The sequence below is a fragment of the Alkalimonas cellulosilytica genome, from assembly GCF_036325985.1.
GTDB classification, from domain to species: domain Bacteria; phylum Pseudomonadota; class Gammaproteobacteria; order Enterobacterales; family Alteromonadaceae; genus Alkalimonas; species Alkalimonas cellulosilytica.
In genome coordinates, this window is the sequence record NZ_JAUHLI010000002.1 from 244,511 (window position 1) to 260,618 (window position 16,108).

Below are 16,108 nucleotides of genomic sequence, written 5' to 3' on the forward strand. Positions count from 1 at the left end.
AATTAGAAAATTACAATGCAAGGCCAGGTGTATGCTGGTCTAAATGTAAACAGAACTGACATAAGAGACCGGAATACATAAAAAAACCCTGTCATGCCTGACAGGGTTTTTTGCCTTGCTTGTTGACCAATTAACCAGCAGGGAAACTATGGCTGGCACCGACACCTAACGGGATATCAAAGCCCCAGAACAGCAGCAAGAAAGCCGTCCAGCAGATTAGGAAGGCTACGGTAAAGGGCAGCATCAGGGAGATGAGGGTACCGATACCACTGGATTTAACATACTTCTGGCAGAACACCACGATCAGTGGGAAGTAGGGTAGCAGTGGGGTGATGATATTGGTGCTTGAGTCACCGACCCGGTAAGCCGCCTGCGTCAAATCTGGTGATACACCAAGCTCCATCAGCATCGGCACCATAATGGCACCAATTAAGGCCCACTTGGCCGAAGCCGAGCCGACCATCAGGTTGACAAAACCGGTCAGCAGCACAATACCAATCAGGGTAAAGCCCATCGGGAAGGCCATTTCTTTTAACCAGTTGGCGCCTTTAATGGCCATCAGCGCACCCAGGTTGGATTGACCAAAGGCATAGATAAACTGAGCACAGAAAAAGGCCATCACAATGTAATAGCCCATGCCGCTCATGGCTTTGCTCATGCCTTCAACGATATCACGATGACTACGCACCGTTCCTGCTACATAGCCATAAACCACACCAGGGATTAAGAAGAAGATAAAGATTAACGAAACAATAGAGCGCATCAATGGGGCGGCTGCATCAGCCAGCTCACCGGAGTCGGCTCGCCAGGCAGAACCTTCTGGCAGGGCAGAAATAACCAGCAACACAAAGGCGCCTACCATTGATAAAGCAGCCCACATCAGTCCTTTTTTCTCACGGCTGGTAAGCTCATCCATCACCGGCAAGTCGGCCGCATCGGCGTCAACCTGAGTATTTTTCAGGCGCGGTTCAATCACTTTATCGGTCAGGAACCAACCCACCAGAATCACTAAGAACGTTGAGGCGGTGGTAAAGTAAAAGTTGTTCAGCGGGTTGATCACCAGATCAGCTGCAGCCGGATGCGCAGACAAATTCACCGCTTCCTGGGTAAAAGCTGCCAGCATCGGATCCAGGCTGGATGGGATAAAGAAGGTTGCTGAAAAACCACCGGAGACACCGGCAAATGCTGCAGCAATACCGGCCAAAGGGTGACGGCCAGCAGCATAGAAAATTACCGCTCCGAGTGGAATCACCAAGACATAACCAGCATCGACCGCCACGTGGCTAAGAATACCAACAGCAATCAGCACTGGGGTAAGCAACATTTTGGGAGTGACACTTAAAATGGAGCGTAGGCCGGCATTGATAAAACCGGTGTGCTCAGACACACCAAGGCCTAGCATCGCAACCAATACGATACCCAGTGGAGCAAAGGTCACGAAAGTATTGACCATGCGGGAGGTAAACTCAGTAAGTGAACTGCCTGCCAGCAGGTTAGCAATTTGAATGGACTCGCCGGTGCGTGGGTCAACTTCATTGAAGCTAACGCCAGACAGCAACCAGGATGCGACCCAGACAAACACCATCAAAAGGGCAAATAAAATAGCTGGATCGGGTAGCTTGTTGCCGACTACTTCAATCGCGTTTAAGGCGCGATTGAGCATGCTCTGCTTTTCAGCTGGAGCGGCCTGTTGTGCGGACATAGGTTTTCCTTGTAATTTTTATGGGACGAGCGTGCGCCGTGTTCCCCTGAAACTTCGTTTTAATTAGCGGTCTGAACATCAGTACTCAGACAAGGCTGCCTTATCATACACAAAAAACAGCCGGGTGAAACTGTTGACGATGGCTCTTTAGCCGTGCTTTAGCCAGAAAAAAGGAGAGCCTGAGCTCTCCTTTTCATAGCAGCTCTCACTGCTGGCTTATTTGGCGTACTGACGCAACGCTTCAGCTTTGTCAGTTTGCTCCCACGGGAACTCATTGCGACCAAAGTGACCATAGGCCGCTGTTGGCAGGTAGATAGGACGCTCGAGTTGCAGCATGTCAATCAGGCCGTATGGGCGCAGATCAAAATGCTCGCGGATCAATCCAATCAGATGGCTTTCTTCCAGCTTGCTGGTACCAAAGGTTTCCACGCTGATAGAGGTAGGCTCAGCCACACCAATGGCGTAAGAGACCTGAATTTCACAGCGATCGGCCAGGCCGGCAGCCACAATGTTCTTTGCAACATAACGGGCAGCGTAAGCCGCTGAGCGATCTACCTTGGATGGATCTTTACCAGAGAAAGCACCACCACCGTGACGAGCCATACCGCCATAGGTATCCACAATGATCTTACGACCGGTCAGGCCACAGTCGCCCATAGGGCCACCAATCACAAAACGACCGGTTGGGTTAATAAAAAATTTGGTTTGACTGGTCAACCACTCGCCTGGCAATACCGGCTTGATGATTTCTTCCATCACCGCTTCGCGCAGATCGTCAGTACTGATGGTGTCGCAATGCTGAGTGGACAGCACCACCGCATCAATACCCACCGGCTTGCCATCTTCATAGATAAAGCTAAGCTGAGACTTAGCATCCGGACGCAACCAGGGCAGGGTACCATTTTTGCGTACCTGGGCCTGGCGCTGAACTAAACGGTGTGAGTAAGTAATAGGCGCTGGCATCAGCACGTCGGTTTCATTACTGGCATAGCCAAACATTAGGCCTTGATCGCCGGCACCTTGTTCCTTTGGATCGGCACGATCAACACCCTGGTTGATATCCGGTGATTGCTTGCCAATGGCATTGAGTACAGCACAGGAGTCCGCATCAAAGCCCATATCGGAATGCACATAACCGATTTCGCGCACGGTTTTACGGGTCAGCTCTTCAATATCGACCCAGGCGCTGGTGCTGATTTCGCCGCCCACCAACACCATACCGGTTTTCACGAAGGTTTCGCAGGCAACCCGCGCCTTAGGATCTTGTGCCAGAATGGCATCCAGCACCGCATCAGAGATCTGATCGGCGATTTTATCCGGATGTCCTTCGGATACGGATTCAGAAGTAAAGATATGTTGTGCCATGGGCCTGTTATCCATTAAAAAAAGTTAAATACATAGCGCCCGCTGCAAAGGGTGTCCAGTGCGGGTGCCGATTTATAACGGCTATTTTAGAGAAATCGATCACACTTGGCTAGAAAAAGTTGACGGCCAGACGTCTTTGACGCTGTATTCACCAGTCGAAGAGGTGATTTTAAATTTGCCATTGGCCGATGGCTGGGCGAAAATACGCAGCACAAAAAGCAGGGCAGCAAGACCCTGTCGCATACTCACGGTATAACAGCACTATTTCAGGGTGATGGCTTTGCCATGACTCGAGCCAATTTTTTCAACTACCCAGGAGTTAGCATGCCATCTCGTAAACAACTCGCCAACGCCATTCGTGCCCTTAGCATGGATGCGGTTCAAAAAGCCAACTCAGGTCATCCGGGTGCCCCTATGGGTATGGCGGATATTGCTGAAGTGCTGTGGCGTGATTTTTTAAAGCACAACCCGCACAACCCGAACTGGGCAGATCGCGATCGCTTTGTGCTGTCGAACGGCCACGGCTCCATGCTGTTGTATTCGCTGCTGCATTTATCCGGTTATGAGCTTGGCATCGAAGATCTGAAACAATTCCGCCAGTTGCACTCCAAAACACCAGGCCACCCTGAGTATGGCTACGCACCAGGCGTCGAAACCACCACAGGCCCGCTAGGTCAGGGCATCACCAATGCGGTGGGTATGGCGATTGCCGAGAAATCGCTGGCGGCCCAGTTTAACCGGCCAGGTCATGAGCTGGTTGATCACTTTACTTATGTGTTCCTCGGCGATGGTTGCCTGATGGAAGGGATTTCGCACGAAGCTTGCTCGCTGGCGGGCACTTTAGGTTTGGGTAAGCTGATTGCTTTCTGGGATGACAACGGTATTTCGATTGATGGCGAAGTGGAAGGTTGGTTTACCGATGATACGCCGGCACGTTTTAAAGCCTATGGTTGGCAGGTGATTGAATCGGTCGATGGCCATGATGCGCAGGCAGTAAAAGCTGCTATCGAGCAGGCGCAAGCTGAAACCGGCAAGCCAACCCTGATTTGCTGCAAAACCGTGATTGGTTACGGTGCACCCAACAAAGGTGGCAGCCATGATTGTCATGGTGCACCGCTCGGTGATGCTGAAATTGCAGCCAGCCGTGAATTCTTACAATGGCCGCACGCCCCTTTTGAGATCCCGGCAGATATCTACGCCGACTGGGATGCCAAAGCCAAAGGGCAGCTGGCCGAGCAAAACTGGCAACAAAAGCTGGCTGCTTACCGGGCTGCACATCCTGAGCTAGCCGCTGAGTTTGAACGCCGTAACAGTGGCGAGCTGCCTGCCAACTGGGCCGAGCAAAGTGCTGCCTACATCGAAAAACTGCAAGCGAACCCAGCGAACGTTGCAACACGCAAAGCGTCGCAAAATGCACTGAATGCCTTTGGCCCGTTGTTGCCTGAGTTTATGGGCGGTTCAGCCGATTTAGCCGGCTCCAACCTCACCATCTGGTCAGGTTCAAAACCACTGACGCACAACGATGCCAGCGGTAACTACATTTATTACGGCGTGCGCGAATTTGGTATGTCGGCCATTATGAATGGTATTGCACTGCATGGCGGCTTTGTGCCCTATGGCGCAACTTTCCTGATGTTTATGGAATACGCCCGCAATGCAGTGCGGATGGCCGCGCTGATGAAACAAAGGGTGATTTTTGTCTACACTCACGACTCCATTGGTTTGGGCGAAGATGGCCCAACCCACCAGCCGGTTGAACAATTGGCGGCACTGCGTGCCACGCCTAACCTGATGAACTGGCGCCCGTGCGACCAGGTCGAGTCTGCTGTTGCCTGGCAAGCAGCCATTGAGCGCACGGAAGGCCCAACCAGCTTGATCTTTACCCGTCAGGGCTTACCGCAGCAAGAGCGAAGCGCAGAGCAACTGGCAGCGATTCGCCGTGGTGGTTATGTGCTGCTGGATTGTGCAGGCACGCCGGAACTGATCCTGATGGCAACTGGCTCCGAAGTGCAATTGGCGATGAGCGCTGCGCAGCAACTGCAGCAAGAAGGCCGCAAAGTGCGGGTGGTATCGATGCCATCCACCGATGTATTTGATGCGCAGGATGCCAGCTACCGCGAACAAGTCCTGCCGGCTGCCGTCAGCCGCCGTATTGCGGTGGAAGCCGGGATTATGGATGGCTGGTACAAGTACGTGGGATTGAATGGCAAAGTCATCGGTATGACCGGCTTTGGTGAGTCGGCGCCTGCCGAGCAGTTGTTTACTTATTTTGGCATCACCAGCGATAAGGTGCTGGCCGCTGCCCGTGAGCTACTTAATCAGTAACAGACACAAGGACAGCCTGGGCTGTCCTTTTTTCTAAGGAGCATGAAACGAATGCCCAGTTCGCAAGAACCTATTCGTGTTGCTATCAATGGTTTCGGCCGTATTGGCCGTAATATTGTTCGGGCGTTGTACGAGTCAGGTCGGCAAGATATCCGGGTGGTTGCCATCAATGAGCTGGCTGATGCCAAAGGGGTGGCGCATTTATTGAAGTACGACACCTCGCATGGTCGCTTTGCTGCGGATGTGCAGCGGGTAGAGCAGGGTATTTCAGTGAATGGGGATCTGATCCTGCTCTTTGCTGAGGCAGATCCGAGTGAGCTTCCCTGGCAAGAGCTTGGCATTGATGTGGTGTTGGAGTGTACCGGTGTGTTTCATTCACGTCAGCATGCCAGCTGGCATCTGGAGGCTGGCGCTAAAAAGGTGTTGTTCTCGCATCCAGCCGATGCCGATGTCGATGCTACGGTGATATTTGGGATTAATCAGCAGCACCTGACACCAGCGATGCAGATTGTCTCCAATGGTTCTTGCACCACCAACTGTGTGGTGCCGGTGTTGCAATTGCTGGACGATGTTTATGGCATTGAAAGTGGCACCATCACCACCATCCATGCCTCAATGCATGATCAGCAGGTGATCGATGCTTACCATACCGATTTACGCCGTACCAGAGCCGCTAGTCAGTCGATTATTCCGGTCGATACCAAGTTAGCGCTTGGCATTGAGCGTATTTTGCCGCAATTGGCCGGTCGCTTTGAAGCCATTGCTGTACGGGTGCCAACGGTGAATGTTACGGCGATGGATGTCAGTCTTACCTTGCATCAGGATGTCACCCCAGCCGCGATCAATCAGGTGTTGCAACGCGCTGGCAAGGCGCAGCTGGCCGGGATTTTGGATTACACCGAAGAGCCTTTGGTGTCGGTAGATTTCAATCACAACTCGCACTCCTGCATTGTCGATGGCTCGCTTACCCGGGTCAGTCACAAACGGCTGGTAAAATGCCTGTTGTGGTGTGACAACGAGTGGGGCTTTGCCCATCGGATGCTGGATACAGCCAGGGCCATGATGGCCTGTTGATAGAATTTATTTGATAGGGAGAAACTCATGACGGTTTTACAGATGACTAAGCTGGAACTTAGCGGCAAGCGAGTGCTTATCCGGGAAGACTTGAATGTACCGGTGAAAGACGGCGCTGTGACCTCCGATGCGCGCTTAAGAGCAGCACTTCCGACCATTGAGCTGGCCTTGGCGCAAGGGGCCGCTGTGATGGTGATGTCGCATCTCGGTCGCCCGGAGGAAGGCGTGTACAGTGAAGAGGCTTCGATGCAACCGGTAGTGGCCTGGTTGCAACAGGCACTGAAGGTTCCGGTTCGGTTAGCGCGTGATTATCTGAATGGCGTTGATGCCAAGCCAGGTGAATTGGTGGTGTTTGAAAACGTCCGATTCAATACTGGCGAGAAGAAAAACGACGATGCACTGGCGCAAAAGCTGGCAGCACTGTGCGATATCTTTGTGATGGATGCCTTTGGCACGGCGCATCGTGCTCAGGCGTCCACTCATGGCGTTGCCAAATATGCACCCATTGCCTGTGCCGGCCCATTACTGGCAAATGAGCTGGATGCCCTGGCCAAAGCGCTACAAAATCCGAAACGGCCGCTGGTGGCTATTGTCGGCGGCTCTAAAGTGTCAACCAAACTTACGGTGCTCGAGTCGTTATCCGGCGTGGTCGATCAACTGATAGTTGGCGGTGGTATTGCCAATACCTTTATCGCGGCATCTGGCCATGGCGTTGGCAAATCTTTGTGTGAAGATGACTTAATCCCGGAAGCAAAGCGTCTGATGGCTGCAGCAGAAGCACGTGGTGCCAGCATCCCTGTGCCGTCCGATGTGAAGACTGGCAAAGCCTTCAGCGCCGACACACCCGCAGAGCTTAAAGCTGTGAATGATATTGCCAACGATGACATGGTGTTTGATATTGGCCCTGTGACGACGGCTGCCTTGGTGAAGCTTCTGAAAAGTGCCGGCACCATTGTCTGGAATGGCCCGGTCGGCGTGTTTGAATTCGACCAGTTTGCTGCAGGTACTGAAGCCATTGCCAACGCCATTGCCGAAAGCCCGGCGTTTTCCATCGCAGGCGGTGGTGATACCTTAGCGGCCATTGATAAATACGGCATAGCGGACAAAATGTCATACATTTCGACCGGTGGCGGCGCTTTCCTCGAGTTTCTGGAAGGCAAAACTCTGCCAGCAGTCGCTATACTGGAAGAACGGGCGCGGACAGCGCTATAAAATATTAAAAAACATAAGCTCAAAGAGCATTGATAACTTTGTACCCTAACAGAGAGAGGATCTCATGGCACTTATATCATTACGTCAGATGCTGGATCATGCTGCAGAGCATGGCTATGGTGTACCGGCATTTAATGTCAACAATCTGGAGCAAATGCGCGCTATTATGCTGGCTGCGGATCAAACCGATAGCCCGGTCATTGTGCAGGCCTCGGCTGGAGCCCGCAAATACGCTGGAGCGCCTTTTCTGCGCCACCTGATCCTGGCGGCCATTGAAGAGTTTCCACATATTCCGGTGGTGATGCATCAGGATCATGGCACCTCCATGGCCGTCTGCCAGCGCTCCATTCAGCTGGGCTTTTCATCGGTAATGATGGATGGCTCGCTGGGCGAAGATGGCAAAACGCCGATGGATTATGACTACAATGTCGCGGTGACCAAGAGTGTGGTCGATATTGCGCATGCCTGTGGCGTGTCGGTAGAAGGTGAGCTGGGCTGTTTGGGCTCGCTGGAAACGGGAACCGCCGGTGAGGAAGATGGTATCGGTGCTGAAGGGGTGCTGACCCACGACCAAATGCTGACCGATCCGGATGAGGCTTTTGAATTTGTCAAAGCTACCGGAGTAGATGCCCTGGCGATTGCTTGCGGAACATCCCATGGTGCTTACAAGTTCAGTCGGCCGCCAACAGGGGATATTCTGGCCATTGATCGCATCAAAGCCATTCATGCCAAAATTCCTAACACACACCTGGTGATGCACGGGTCGTCCTCGGTACCGCAAGAGTGGTTGAAAGTGATCAATGAGTTTGGTGGCGAAATCCCGGAAACCTATGGTGTGCCGGTAGAACAAATTCTGGAAGGCATCAAGCATGGTGTGCGGAAAGTGAATATTGATACCGATCTGCGTCTGGCTTCCACGGGTGCCATCCGACGCTTTTTGGCGCAGCATCCGGCTGAGTTTGACCCTCGCAAATTCCTGCAGGCTTCTACTAAAGCCATGACTGAAATTTGTGTTGCACGCTACGAAGCTTTTGGCTGTGCTGGCAATGGCAGTAAGATCAAACCAGTGAGTTTAGAGGCTATGGTTGGTTTCTACAGCTAAAGTACTGGATTGTCTGTTTATTGCTCGCTTTGTTTAATAAAGTTTAAGTAGAAAAAAAGCAGGGTTTTAATAACGCATAAACACGACTTAAAACTGCATAAATAAGCAACATTTGAATTAGTGGCAAAGCCCGTTGTCGTATTGACAATGGGCTTTTTAGCTGTAATGATGCTTGTGGTTTACCCTCTAACCAGGGCTCTCTATTCGTGGTCATTGCACTGGGTTGAAGTGCCATTGTCATTGGCCTGGCAGTAGTTTGAGAAAAGCCCTAAACTCCAGGTTACGTTAATCAGCAATTATTGGTTGGGAACTATGCTTAACAATAAAATGAGTAAAAGTCTTATCGCATCGGCTTTTGCCGGTGTCTTCGCCTTTTCCGGCGGAGCGATGGCGAATTCCGGCTTAGAACAAATCCATCAGGAAAATAGCCAAATCATTCGTGAAGCCGTCCGCTCACAGGAACGCATTAACACGATTTACGAGCAAACTCAGGATCTGCTGGGTCAGTATCGTCAAGTAGTCGACCAAACCGATAGCCTGACAGTCTACAACGACTTCCTGCAAACCCTGGTTAACGACCAACAGCGCCAAATCAACTCCATCCAGCGCCAGATCGACACTCTGGAAGATACCCGTCGTGGTACTGTCCCGCTGATGTTTAAAATGATTGATGCGCTGGAAGAGTTTGTGAAAAACGACATTCCACTGCGCACCGAACGCCGCATGGAGCGCGTTGAGCGCCTGCGTGAAGTGATGGCTCGTTCAGATGTGCAATTATCTGAACAGTACCGCCAAATTATGGAAGCCTACAGCATCGAAGCTGGATATGGCTCTGAGCTTGCTGCTTTCCAGGGAACTCTGAACCTGGGTGGCAATGAATTAACCGTTGATTACGTGCACCTGGGCCGGTTGGCGTTGATGGCAATGTCACTGGATGGCAGCAATGCCTGGCACTGGAATCGTCAAACCAACAGCTGGGAACAGTTGCCGGATAGTTTCCTGAATGGCGTTAGCGATTTTATCAAAATGGCCCGTCGTGAAATTAACTTTGATATGGCACGCGTACCACTAATCGCAGCGGAGTAAGACGAAAATGAGAACCTTATTAAAATCCTTAATCGTTGCTGTTGCGGTGACTGCTACTGCCAGCATGGCATTTGATGCTTCTGCCAATACTAACAGGCTGGATCAAATCCTTGAGCAAGTGAAGCGTGAGCGTCAGTTGGAAGGGCGTGTGAACCAAGAGCGTGAGCAAGCCTTTATCAATGCTCGCCAGGATCAACAACGCTTGTTAAACGAAGCACGCCGTGCTTTGGCCAATCAGGAAGCTCGTGGTGAGCGCCTGCAAAAAGAATACGCCGATAACGACATTCTGATTGCGCAAAAAGAGCAAGAACTGATTGCAGCTCAGGGTACCCTGGGTGAGTTATTCGGTATGGTGCGTGGTAGTGCCAGCGATGCCATTGGTGTTGTTTCTACCTCTATTGTTAGTGCTCAGTACCCAGGCCGTCACGAGCCACTGCGTGGTCTGGCTGCTGCAACTGAGCTGCCAACCATTCCTGAAATGGAAGATCTGTGGGTTGCTTTGCTGACTGAAATGGTTGAGTCCGCCAAAATCTCCAAGTTTGACGCTGAAGTCGTTAATCTGGATGGTGGTACTTCTACTCAGCGTGTGACTCGTTTCGGTTCTTTCCACGTGACCACAGATCGTGATTACCTGTACTACAATGCCGATACCAATCAGTTGCAACCGCTGGGCCGTGCACCAATTTCCCGTGTTCATAACTCAGTGTCTGATTTCCACAATGCTCGTCCTGGTACCCTGACCAATCTGTTTGTTGACCCAACCAAAGGCAACAGCATTCTGCGTCTGAACCAGCAGCGCGCTACCTTGATGGAGTACTACCACCAGGGTAAATTTGTAGGTTACTTGATCACAGTGTTGCTGGTTATTGGTTTACTGATTGCTATTGAGCGCTTCGTGGTACTGTCACTGGTTGGTGGCAAGATCCGTGCTCAGCTGAAAAATCTGTCCAATCCTTCCGATGGCAACCCGCTGGGTCGTATCCTGAAGGTCTACCACAACAACAAATCTGCTGATGTGGAGAACCTTGAGCTGAAGCTGGATGAAGCCATCTTGCGTGAAACGCCGAAAGTTGAGCGCGGCATCAGCATGATTAAACTTTTTGCTGCGGTTGCCCCTCTAATGGGTCTGTTGGGTACGGTTATCGGTATGATCATGACCTTCCAAACCATTACTCTGTACGGTACTGGTGACCCGAAACTGATGGCAGGTGACATCTCTCTGGCCTTGGTCACTACAGCTCTGGGTCTGATTGCGGCATTGCCACTGATCTTCGCTCACAGCATTGTTGCCACCAAAGCCAAATCTGTGCTTCACGTACTGGATGAGCAAAGCGCTGGTATCATTGCTGCTCATGCGGAGAAGGAGAAAGCCTAATGATGCTCCAGCTGATTGAGCTGTGGGAATCGGTACAGGATTTTATTCATACCGGGGGCAATGTCTTGTACATTGTCGCCCTGGTGCTCTTCATCATGTGGTTCTTAATGTTAGAGCGCTACTGGTATCTGAAAGCGGTTTTCCCAAAGGAAAAGAAAGCGATTATCGCCCGTTGGGATGCCCGTGAAGACACTACGTCTTGGTATGCTCATAAAATCCGTGATACCTGGATTTCTGAAGCAACGACAAAAATTGACCAGAATATGCTGCTGATAAAGACACTGGTCGCTATGTGTCCGCTGATCGGACTACTGGGTACCGTAACTGGAATGATTGCTGTGTTTGATGTGATGGCAACGCAAGGTACAGGTAACCCGAGAACCATGGCGTCTGGTATCTCCATGGCTACTATCCCGACAATGTCAGGCATGGTAGCTGCACTTTCCGGGGTCTTTTTCAGCTCGCGGTTAGAAATCAGAGCAAAGCGGGAAAAAGCAAGCTTGGTTGATAGCTTACCGCATCATTAAAGAGAGATTTTTATGGCACGTAAACGTATTCGTGAAGACGACGAGGCCCAGATCGACATTACGCCGATGATGGATATCGTTTTCATTATGTTGATCTTCTTTATCGTGACAACTTCATTCGTGAAAGAGGCCGGTATTGATGTGAACAAACCTGAGTCTACTCAGGCCCAGCAAAAACCAAGCGCCACCATCTTTATTGCTATTCGTCCGAATGGTGAAATCTGGATGGACCGTCGGATGGTCGATGTCGAGCGGGTTGCCGCCAACATTGAGCGTCTGGTTGCTGAGTCGCCGACTGATACCATCATCATTCAGGCAGACAAAGAAACGCAGCATGGCCGGGTCATGGAAGTCATGGATCAAATCAAAGCGGCAGGTGATTACATCATCACGATCGCCGGGGAGCAGTGATACTATGGCACGTTTACTAACATCGCTATTTCTTGGTGCTGTGGTAACGTTTCTATTGTTCTTGTTAATGGCGACCCTGGTCAAAGGGACCGGGGAGCGTCGCGATAACGAGCAAGAGCGGATTGTTGTAGAAATTAATACCACGCCGCCAGATATGGATACGCAGGTGCGCCGGCCACCACCACCGCCGCCACCGCCACCACCAGCGCAGCCGCCTCAGCAGCCGCAGACACCTCCGGAGCAAACCGATGTGTCAGGTGCCGTAGGGTTTAATATGCCTGGGCTGGACCTGGGTGGTGCATCCGGTGGTATCGGTGATCCATCTGGTGCATTGATGCGGGATGGGGATGCGCAACCAATCGTAAGGATTGAGCCTCGCTATCCGGTACAGGCCGCACGTGATGGTTTGCAAGGTTGGGTTCGGTTAAGCTTTAGCATTATGGAAGACGGTAGTGTTGATAACGTCGAAGTGCTTGAAGCAGAACCTCGCCGGGTGTTTGACCGTGAAGCAATTCGTGCCCTGCGCCGCTGGCGTTATCAGCCACGTATTGTGGATGGACGCCCACAGCAACAGCATGGCTTGACAGTTCAGCTGGACTTTACGCTTGATATGGCCGGAGGTTGATGATGACTAAGTTAACAAAACTCAGCTCAGCACTGGCAATGGCTTTTGCATTAACTGCAGGTTCGTTTTACGTACCGGCAAGTTTGGCGGAAACAGCAGCGCAACAACAACAGCGTATCCAAGAGCGTAAAGATCGCCGCAGCCAGGTCGTGACCGAGCGGACTGGACGTTCTTTAAGCCGAGCAATAGATCTTTATAACGAAGATAAAGCTCAGGAAGCATTGCAAGTCTTGTTAGAAACCCGAACCAGCTCTGACTTTGATCGTGCCTTTGTTGACAGATTAATTGGTCAGTTGTACGTTGGAATTGATAATGCCAAAGCAATAGATTATCTGCAACGAGCTGCACGACCAGATATTTTAAGCTTTACTGATCAGTCTTCAACACTTGAAAATATCGGTAACTTGCTTATTCAAGAAGGGCACTATGAGCAAGCTGTTGAGGCTTACCGTAAGTGGATGCACTTCACTGGTGAGCAAAGGCATGATATCTACTTTCGGATAGCTGGCGCTTATCTTCAGATGGAGCAGTATGACAATGCTGTTCAACCCATTGACCGTGCTTTGGCGTTGTCTGATGAACCGCGTGAGAACTACTATCAGGCAAAGTTAAGTGCTTTGTACGGTGCTCAGCGTATTCCTGAAGCGACCCGAGTACTAGAGCAAATGGTTACTTTGTTTCCAGACAGTGCTCAATGGTGGTTTTATCTGGGAAATACGTACCAGATGCAGGAGGACTTCCAAAAGTCACTTTCGGCACTGCGGGTTGCTAACCTACTTGGCTACCTTGAATCACGTACCCACTTTCAGATGTTTGGTCAAACGTTTGCCAACAATGAGATGTCTTTCAAAGCTGCAAAAACGTTTGAAGACAAGATGAAAGCGGGTGTGATTCCCGAGAATCGTCAGATTCTAATGGCAATTGCCAGTAACTATCAGGCAGCTCGTGAGTATGCTAAAGCGGCAGAGTTTTACGGTCGTGCCGGGCAGTTAGATAATGACGCTGAGGCTTTCCGTCGTCAAGGCGAGGCCTATTTAGCAATCCAACGTTATCGGAACGCTATTACTGCCTTCAATCGTGCGATCGAGTTGAATGTGGATAATCCTGGCCGGGTACATATGAGCTTAACGTCTGCTCATTTTTATCTGGAGCAATATCCGCAAGCTTTGGCTGCAGTGCAACAGGCTCGTCGTGATTCGGCACTAGCCCGTCAGGCGCGCAGTTGGGAAGACTACATTCGTGAAAAAGCGAAACAGAAGGGTGTTAACCTTTAACTCTCCTTGATTTATATTTCTAGCTGGTGAGTTATACCGCACTGCATTAATAACGAAAAAATCCCCAAGTTTATAACTTGGGGATTTTTTATTGTGTTGTAACAGAGGAAGAGTTCAGGTTAGGAAGTTTTATAAAGCAGAAGCACAAGCATGCACTGGCGTTTTTGTTCTATGCTCATTCTTTATTGCAGTTACTAGCTCAGAGTTACCAAATTCTATTACTTTTTAAGTTATCAATGACCTATCAGACTTATGAAGCTAACTCATAGAGTTTTAATGGGCTAGACTAGGCCCTACCTTAAAGTCTTTTTACACTAATTTAGTTATCTTAATAATCCGTATAAATTTGATTTGTAGTAATTTACGACTATAAATTTTCAGTCGGTTTCTATTCGAAAGTGTTTTTTGATTGATTCGATTAAACTATGATAAAAGCATGATAAATAATTGATCTCTCTTATCAAGTTGCTGTCTTATCGATATGATAAGCCTTCCATCGCTTGTGCTTCTGCATAATTTTCTGTGCAGCTTGAATATTTTTTTAAATTGTGTCAAAAATTACTTAACTTTTGTATGTTATGCTATTTATATGGATGCGAATCCACTTTAGTCTATTATTTACCGAAGTCCGAAGTCTTTGAGACGCAGATTTACTGTTAAAATAAAAAGCTAGGCTGGTGGGGTTTACTAATTTTATGGAGAAATTTTTATGAAAAATACCAAAGTGGAAGCTACACATAATTCAGTTTCTAATGAAAAGGATTTAATTATTGAAGAGGCCATGCTGAAGCTTGTTTCAGGTGGTGGTAATATTTGCAATGTTAATTGGTGTAGTATAGATGGAAGGGATCTGTGTAGCACGAATATTTGCCATATTGACAATATAAGACAGCCTTAATTAGGTTTAGCTATAAATATAGCTGGACGGGTTGGCTATGTATAGTCAACCCATACATTTTATATTTTGGTTTTAAGTATTGGAATTTTGTTATGCAAAGTATTAAGTGTCCTCCACTTGAAGAGTTATTGTCCTATGAAAATGATAGAGTTTTAGGTAGGTTTAGTAAGATTTATGGGATCCAGTTGTCTGATTCGAAAGATATATTTGATAATTTATTACGATGGCTTTGGTTGAACTCATATGAAATGGAGGCTGCGCATAATAAGGGTATACCAATTGATACGTCAACAGCAGTAATTGATGAGATGTGGCATAATTTTATTTTATTCTCGCGCGATTACACCGAGTTTTGCCACAAATATTTTGGGTGTTATATACACCATCAGCCTATGACTGGAAAATCTAGTAATAATTCAAAATCAGAAGATTATGATTCTGAAACTATACAAATCAAACATGATGAATTTAAAGAAGATAAAAGGAAACAGCTGGAGCTTATTTATGAAACGATGGGTGCTGAGATTTTTTCAGTTTGGTATTTAGAGTATCCTGAGCGCTACTCTGTAAAAAAATTAGCTCAAATGCATTTGGATACAATAACTAACTAACTGGGGAGCCTTTAATTATGGAAAAAATAAATTTTGATATTCAGTGTGAACAACAGCTGCAAGATAAAGAACATAAAATCGATTTAGCACTAGCTAAACTCGTTTCTGCTGGTGCTTTGAGTAATGATGTTCTCTGCCTTCCTGATGATGGGAAATGTCAACCAGGCCGCTGTATTTGTATGGTTATTCAAGATGAAAAATAACAAGCTGGTGATTAAGCTTTAATCCGACTCTGTGAAAGTGGCTTTATTATCGGAGCATCTATGCTTATATTTATTGGAGATGGTGAGTTTTGAATAATATTATTCTTAATTTTTTACTGTGTTGAAAAGTTTCATTTCACTTCTGCTCCTGTTCCAGTAGTATGCTTAAAGCAAATAATCAGTCAGGAGGGATGAACACCGTGATGGATGCTTCTTGTTATAAGCTAATGCTACTTTATAGGTGCTTATGTCAATGCTGAATTGTTTATTTTTTATATTATTTGTTGGTGGGAGGTGGCGTGACAGTTGGTTTTAATT

The 16,108-nt window shown here is 48.8% G+C and carries 15 protein-coding genes; 13 read left to right on the forward strand and 2 right to left on the reverse strand.

The features are described 5' to 3' along the window. Positions 1-130: 130 nt before the first annotated feature. A complete protein-coding gene (locus tag QWY20_RS02865; RefSeq protein ID WP_330127525.1) occupies positions 131-1,702 on the reverse strand; it encodes an AbgT family transporter in 1,572 nt (523 codons plus the stop codon). Positions 1,703-1,918: 216 nt separating this feature from the next. Continuing rightward, positions 1,919-3,067, reverse strand: a complete 1,149-nt coding sequence (gene metK, locus QWY20_RS02870) for a methionine adenosyltransferase (RefSeq protein WP_330127526.1) — start codon at positions 3,065-3,067, stop codon at positions 1,919-1,921. 324 nt (positions 3,068-3,391) lie between these two features. On the opposite strand from metK, the gene tkt reads away from it, so the two are divergent. The 13 genes from tkt to QWY20_RS02935 all read left to right on the forward strand — a co-directional run bounded on the left by tkt (position 3,392) and on the right by QWY20_RS02935 (position 15,790). Beyond that, complete coding sequence (gene tkt, locus QWY20_RS02875) at positions 3,392-5,392, forward strand: transketolase (protein WP_330127527.1); 2,001 nt, start codon at positions 3,392-3,394, stop codon at positions 5,390-5,392. Positions 5,393-5,443: 51 nt separating this feature from the next. Next, entirely contained in the window at positions 5,444-6,466 is a 1,023-nt protein-coding gene (gene epd, locus QWY20_RS02880; RefSeq protein WP_330127528.1) for an erythrose-4-phosphate dehydrogenase, read from the forward strand. A 27-nt stretch (positions 6,467-6,493) separates the two neighbouring features. Continuing rightward, a complete protein-coding gene (locus tag QWY20_RS02885) occupies positions 6,494-7,678 on the forward strand; it encodes a phosphoglycerate kinase (RefSeq protein ID WP_330127529.1) in 1,185 nt (394 codons plus the stop codon). A 64-nt stretch (positions 7,679-7,742) separates the two neighbouring features. Further along, the gene (gene fba / locus QWY20_RS02890) at positions 7,743-8,780 is read left to right on the forward strand and encodes a class II fructose-bisphosphate aldolase (protein WP_330127530.1); all 1,038 of its coding nucleotides are present in this window, start codon (positions 7,743-7,745) and stop codon (positions 8,778-8,780) included. 327 nt (positions 8,781-9,107) lie between these two features. Then, a complete protein-coding gene (locus QWY20_RS02895) occupies positions 9,108-9,866 on the forward strand; it encodes a DUF3450 domain-containing protein (protein WP_330127531.1) in 759 nt (252 codons plus the stop codon). A gap of 7 nt (positions 9,867-9,873) precedes the next feature. Further along, positions 9,874-11,241, forward strand: a complete 1,368-nt coding sequence (locus QWY20_RS02900) for a MotA/TolQ/ExbB proton channel family protein (protein WP_330127532.1) — start codon at positions 9,874-9,876, stop codon at positions 11,239-11,241. A gap of 2 nt (positions 11,242-11,243) precedes the next feature. Next, positions 11,244-11,768, forward strand: a complete 525-nt coding sequence (locus QWY20_RS02905) for a MotA/TolQ/ExbB proton channel family protein (RefSeq protein WP_091342575.1) — start codon at positions 11,244-11,246, stop codon at positions 11,766-11,768. 12 nt (positions 11,769-11,780) lie between these two features. Next, positions 11,781-12,179 (forward strand): ExbD/TolR family protein, encoded by a 399-nt coding sequence (locus QWY20_RS02910; protein ID WP_091342266.1) that lies wholly within the window; start codon positions 11,781-11,783, stop codon positions 12,177-12,179. Positions 12,180-12,183: 4 nt separating this feature from the next. After that, complete coding sequence (locus tag QWY20_RS02915; RefSeq protein WP_330127533.1) at positions 12,184-12,804, forward strand: energy transducer TonB; 621 nt, start codon at positions 12,184-12,186, stop codon at positions 12,802-12,804. Beyond that, a complete protein-coding gene (locus tag QWY20_RS02920) occupies positions 12,804-14,078 on the forward strand; it encodes a tetratricopeptide repeat protein (protein WP_330127534.1) in 1,275 nt (424 codons plus the stop codon). Before QWY20_RS02915 ends, QWY20_RS02920 begins: the two co-directional genes overlap by 1 nt. A gap of 709 nt (positions 14,079-14,787) precedes the next feature. Then, the gene (locus tag QWY20_RS02925) at positions 14,788-14,976 is read left to right on the forward strand and encodes a hypothetical protein (RefSeq protein WP_330127535.1); all 189 of its coding nucleotides are present in this window, start codon (positions 14,788-14,790) and stop codon (positions 14,974-14,976) included. Between the two features lie 92 nt (positions 14,977-15,068). Beyond that, a complete protein-coding gene (locus QWY20_RS02930) occupies positions 15,069-15,587 on the forward strand; it encodes a glycine-rich domain-containing protein (RefSeq protein ID WP_330127536.1) in 519 nt (172 codons plus the stop codon). A gap of 17 nt (positions 15,588-15,604) precedes the next feature. After that, positions 15,605-15,790: a hypothetical protein gene (locus QWY20_RS02935; protein WP_330127537.1), complete on the forward strand. Its 186-nt coding sequence runs from the start codon at positions 15,605-15,607 to the stop codon at positions 15,788-15,790. Positions 15,791-16,108: the final 318 nt, after the last annotated feature.

What these genes read in the sequence shown, in the direction of transcription:
- QWY20_RS02865 (WP_330127525.1), bottom strand. Translation starts at nt 1,702, where the DNA reads ATGTCCGCACAACAGGCCGCTCCAGCTGAAAAGCAGAGCATGCTCAAT.
- metK (WP_330127526.1), bottom strand. Translation starts at nt 3,067, where the DNA reads ATGGCACAACATATCTTTACTTCTGAATCCGTATCCGAAGGACATCCG.
- tkt (WP_330127527.1), top strand. Translation starts at nt 3,392, where the DNA reads ATGCCATCTCGTAAACAACTCGCCAACGCCATTCGTGCCCTTAGCATG.
- epd (WP_330127528.1), top strand. Translation starts at nt 5,444, where the DNA reads ATGCCCAGTTCGCAAGAACCTATTCGTGTTGCTATCAATGGTTTCGGC.
- QWY20_RS02885 (WP_330127529.1), top strand. Translation starts at nt 6,494, where the DNA reads ATGACGGTTTTACAGATGACTAAGCTGGAACTTAGCGGCAAGCGAGTG.
- fba (WP_330127530.1), top strand. Translation starts at nt 7,743, where the DNA reads ATGGCACTTATATCATTACGTCAGATGCTGGATCATGCTGCAGAGCAT.
- QWY20_RS02895 (WP_330127531.1), top strand. Translation starts at nt 9,108, where the DNA reads ATGAGTAAAAGTCTTATCGCATCGGCTTTTGCCGGTGTCTTCGCCTTT.
- QWY20_RS02900 (WP_330127532.1), top strand. Translation starts at nt 9,874, where the DNA reads ATGAGAACCTTATTAAAATCCTTAATCGTTGCTGTTGCGGTGACTGCT.
- QWY20_RS02905 (WP_091342575.1), top strand. Translation starts at nt 11,244, where the DNA reads ATGCTCCAGCTGATTGAGCTGTGGGAATCGGTACAGGATTTTATTCAT.
- QWY20_RS02910 (WP_091342266.1), top strand. Translation starts at nt 11,781, where the DNA reads ATGGCACGTAAACGTATTCGTGAAGACGACGAGGCCCAGATCGACATT.
- QWY20_RS02915 (WP_330127533.1), top strand. Translation starts at nt 12,184, where the DNA reads ATGGCACGTTTACTAACATCGCTATTTCTTGGTGCTGTGGTAACGTTT.
- QWY20_RS02920 (WP_330127534.1), top strand. Translation starts at nt 12,804, where the DNA reads ATGATGACTAAGTTAACAAAACTCAGCTCAGCACTGGCAATGGCTTTT.
- QWY20_RS02925 (WP_330127535.1), top strand. Translation starts at nt 14,788, where the DNA reads ATGAAAAATACCAAAGTGGAAGCTACACATAATTCAGTTTCTAATGAA.
- QWY20_RS02930 (WP_330127536.1), top strand. Translation starts at nt 15,069, where the DNA reads ATGCAAAGTATTAAGTGTCCTCCACTTGAAGAGTTATTGTCCTATGAA.
- QWY20_RS02935 (WP_330127537.1), top strand. Translation starts at nt 15,605, where the DNA reads ATGGAAAAAATAAATTTTGATATTCAGTGTGAACAACAGCTGCAAGAT.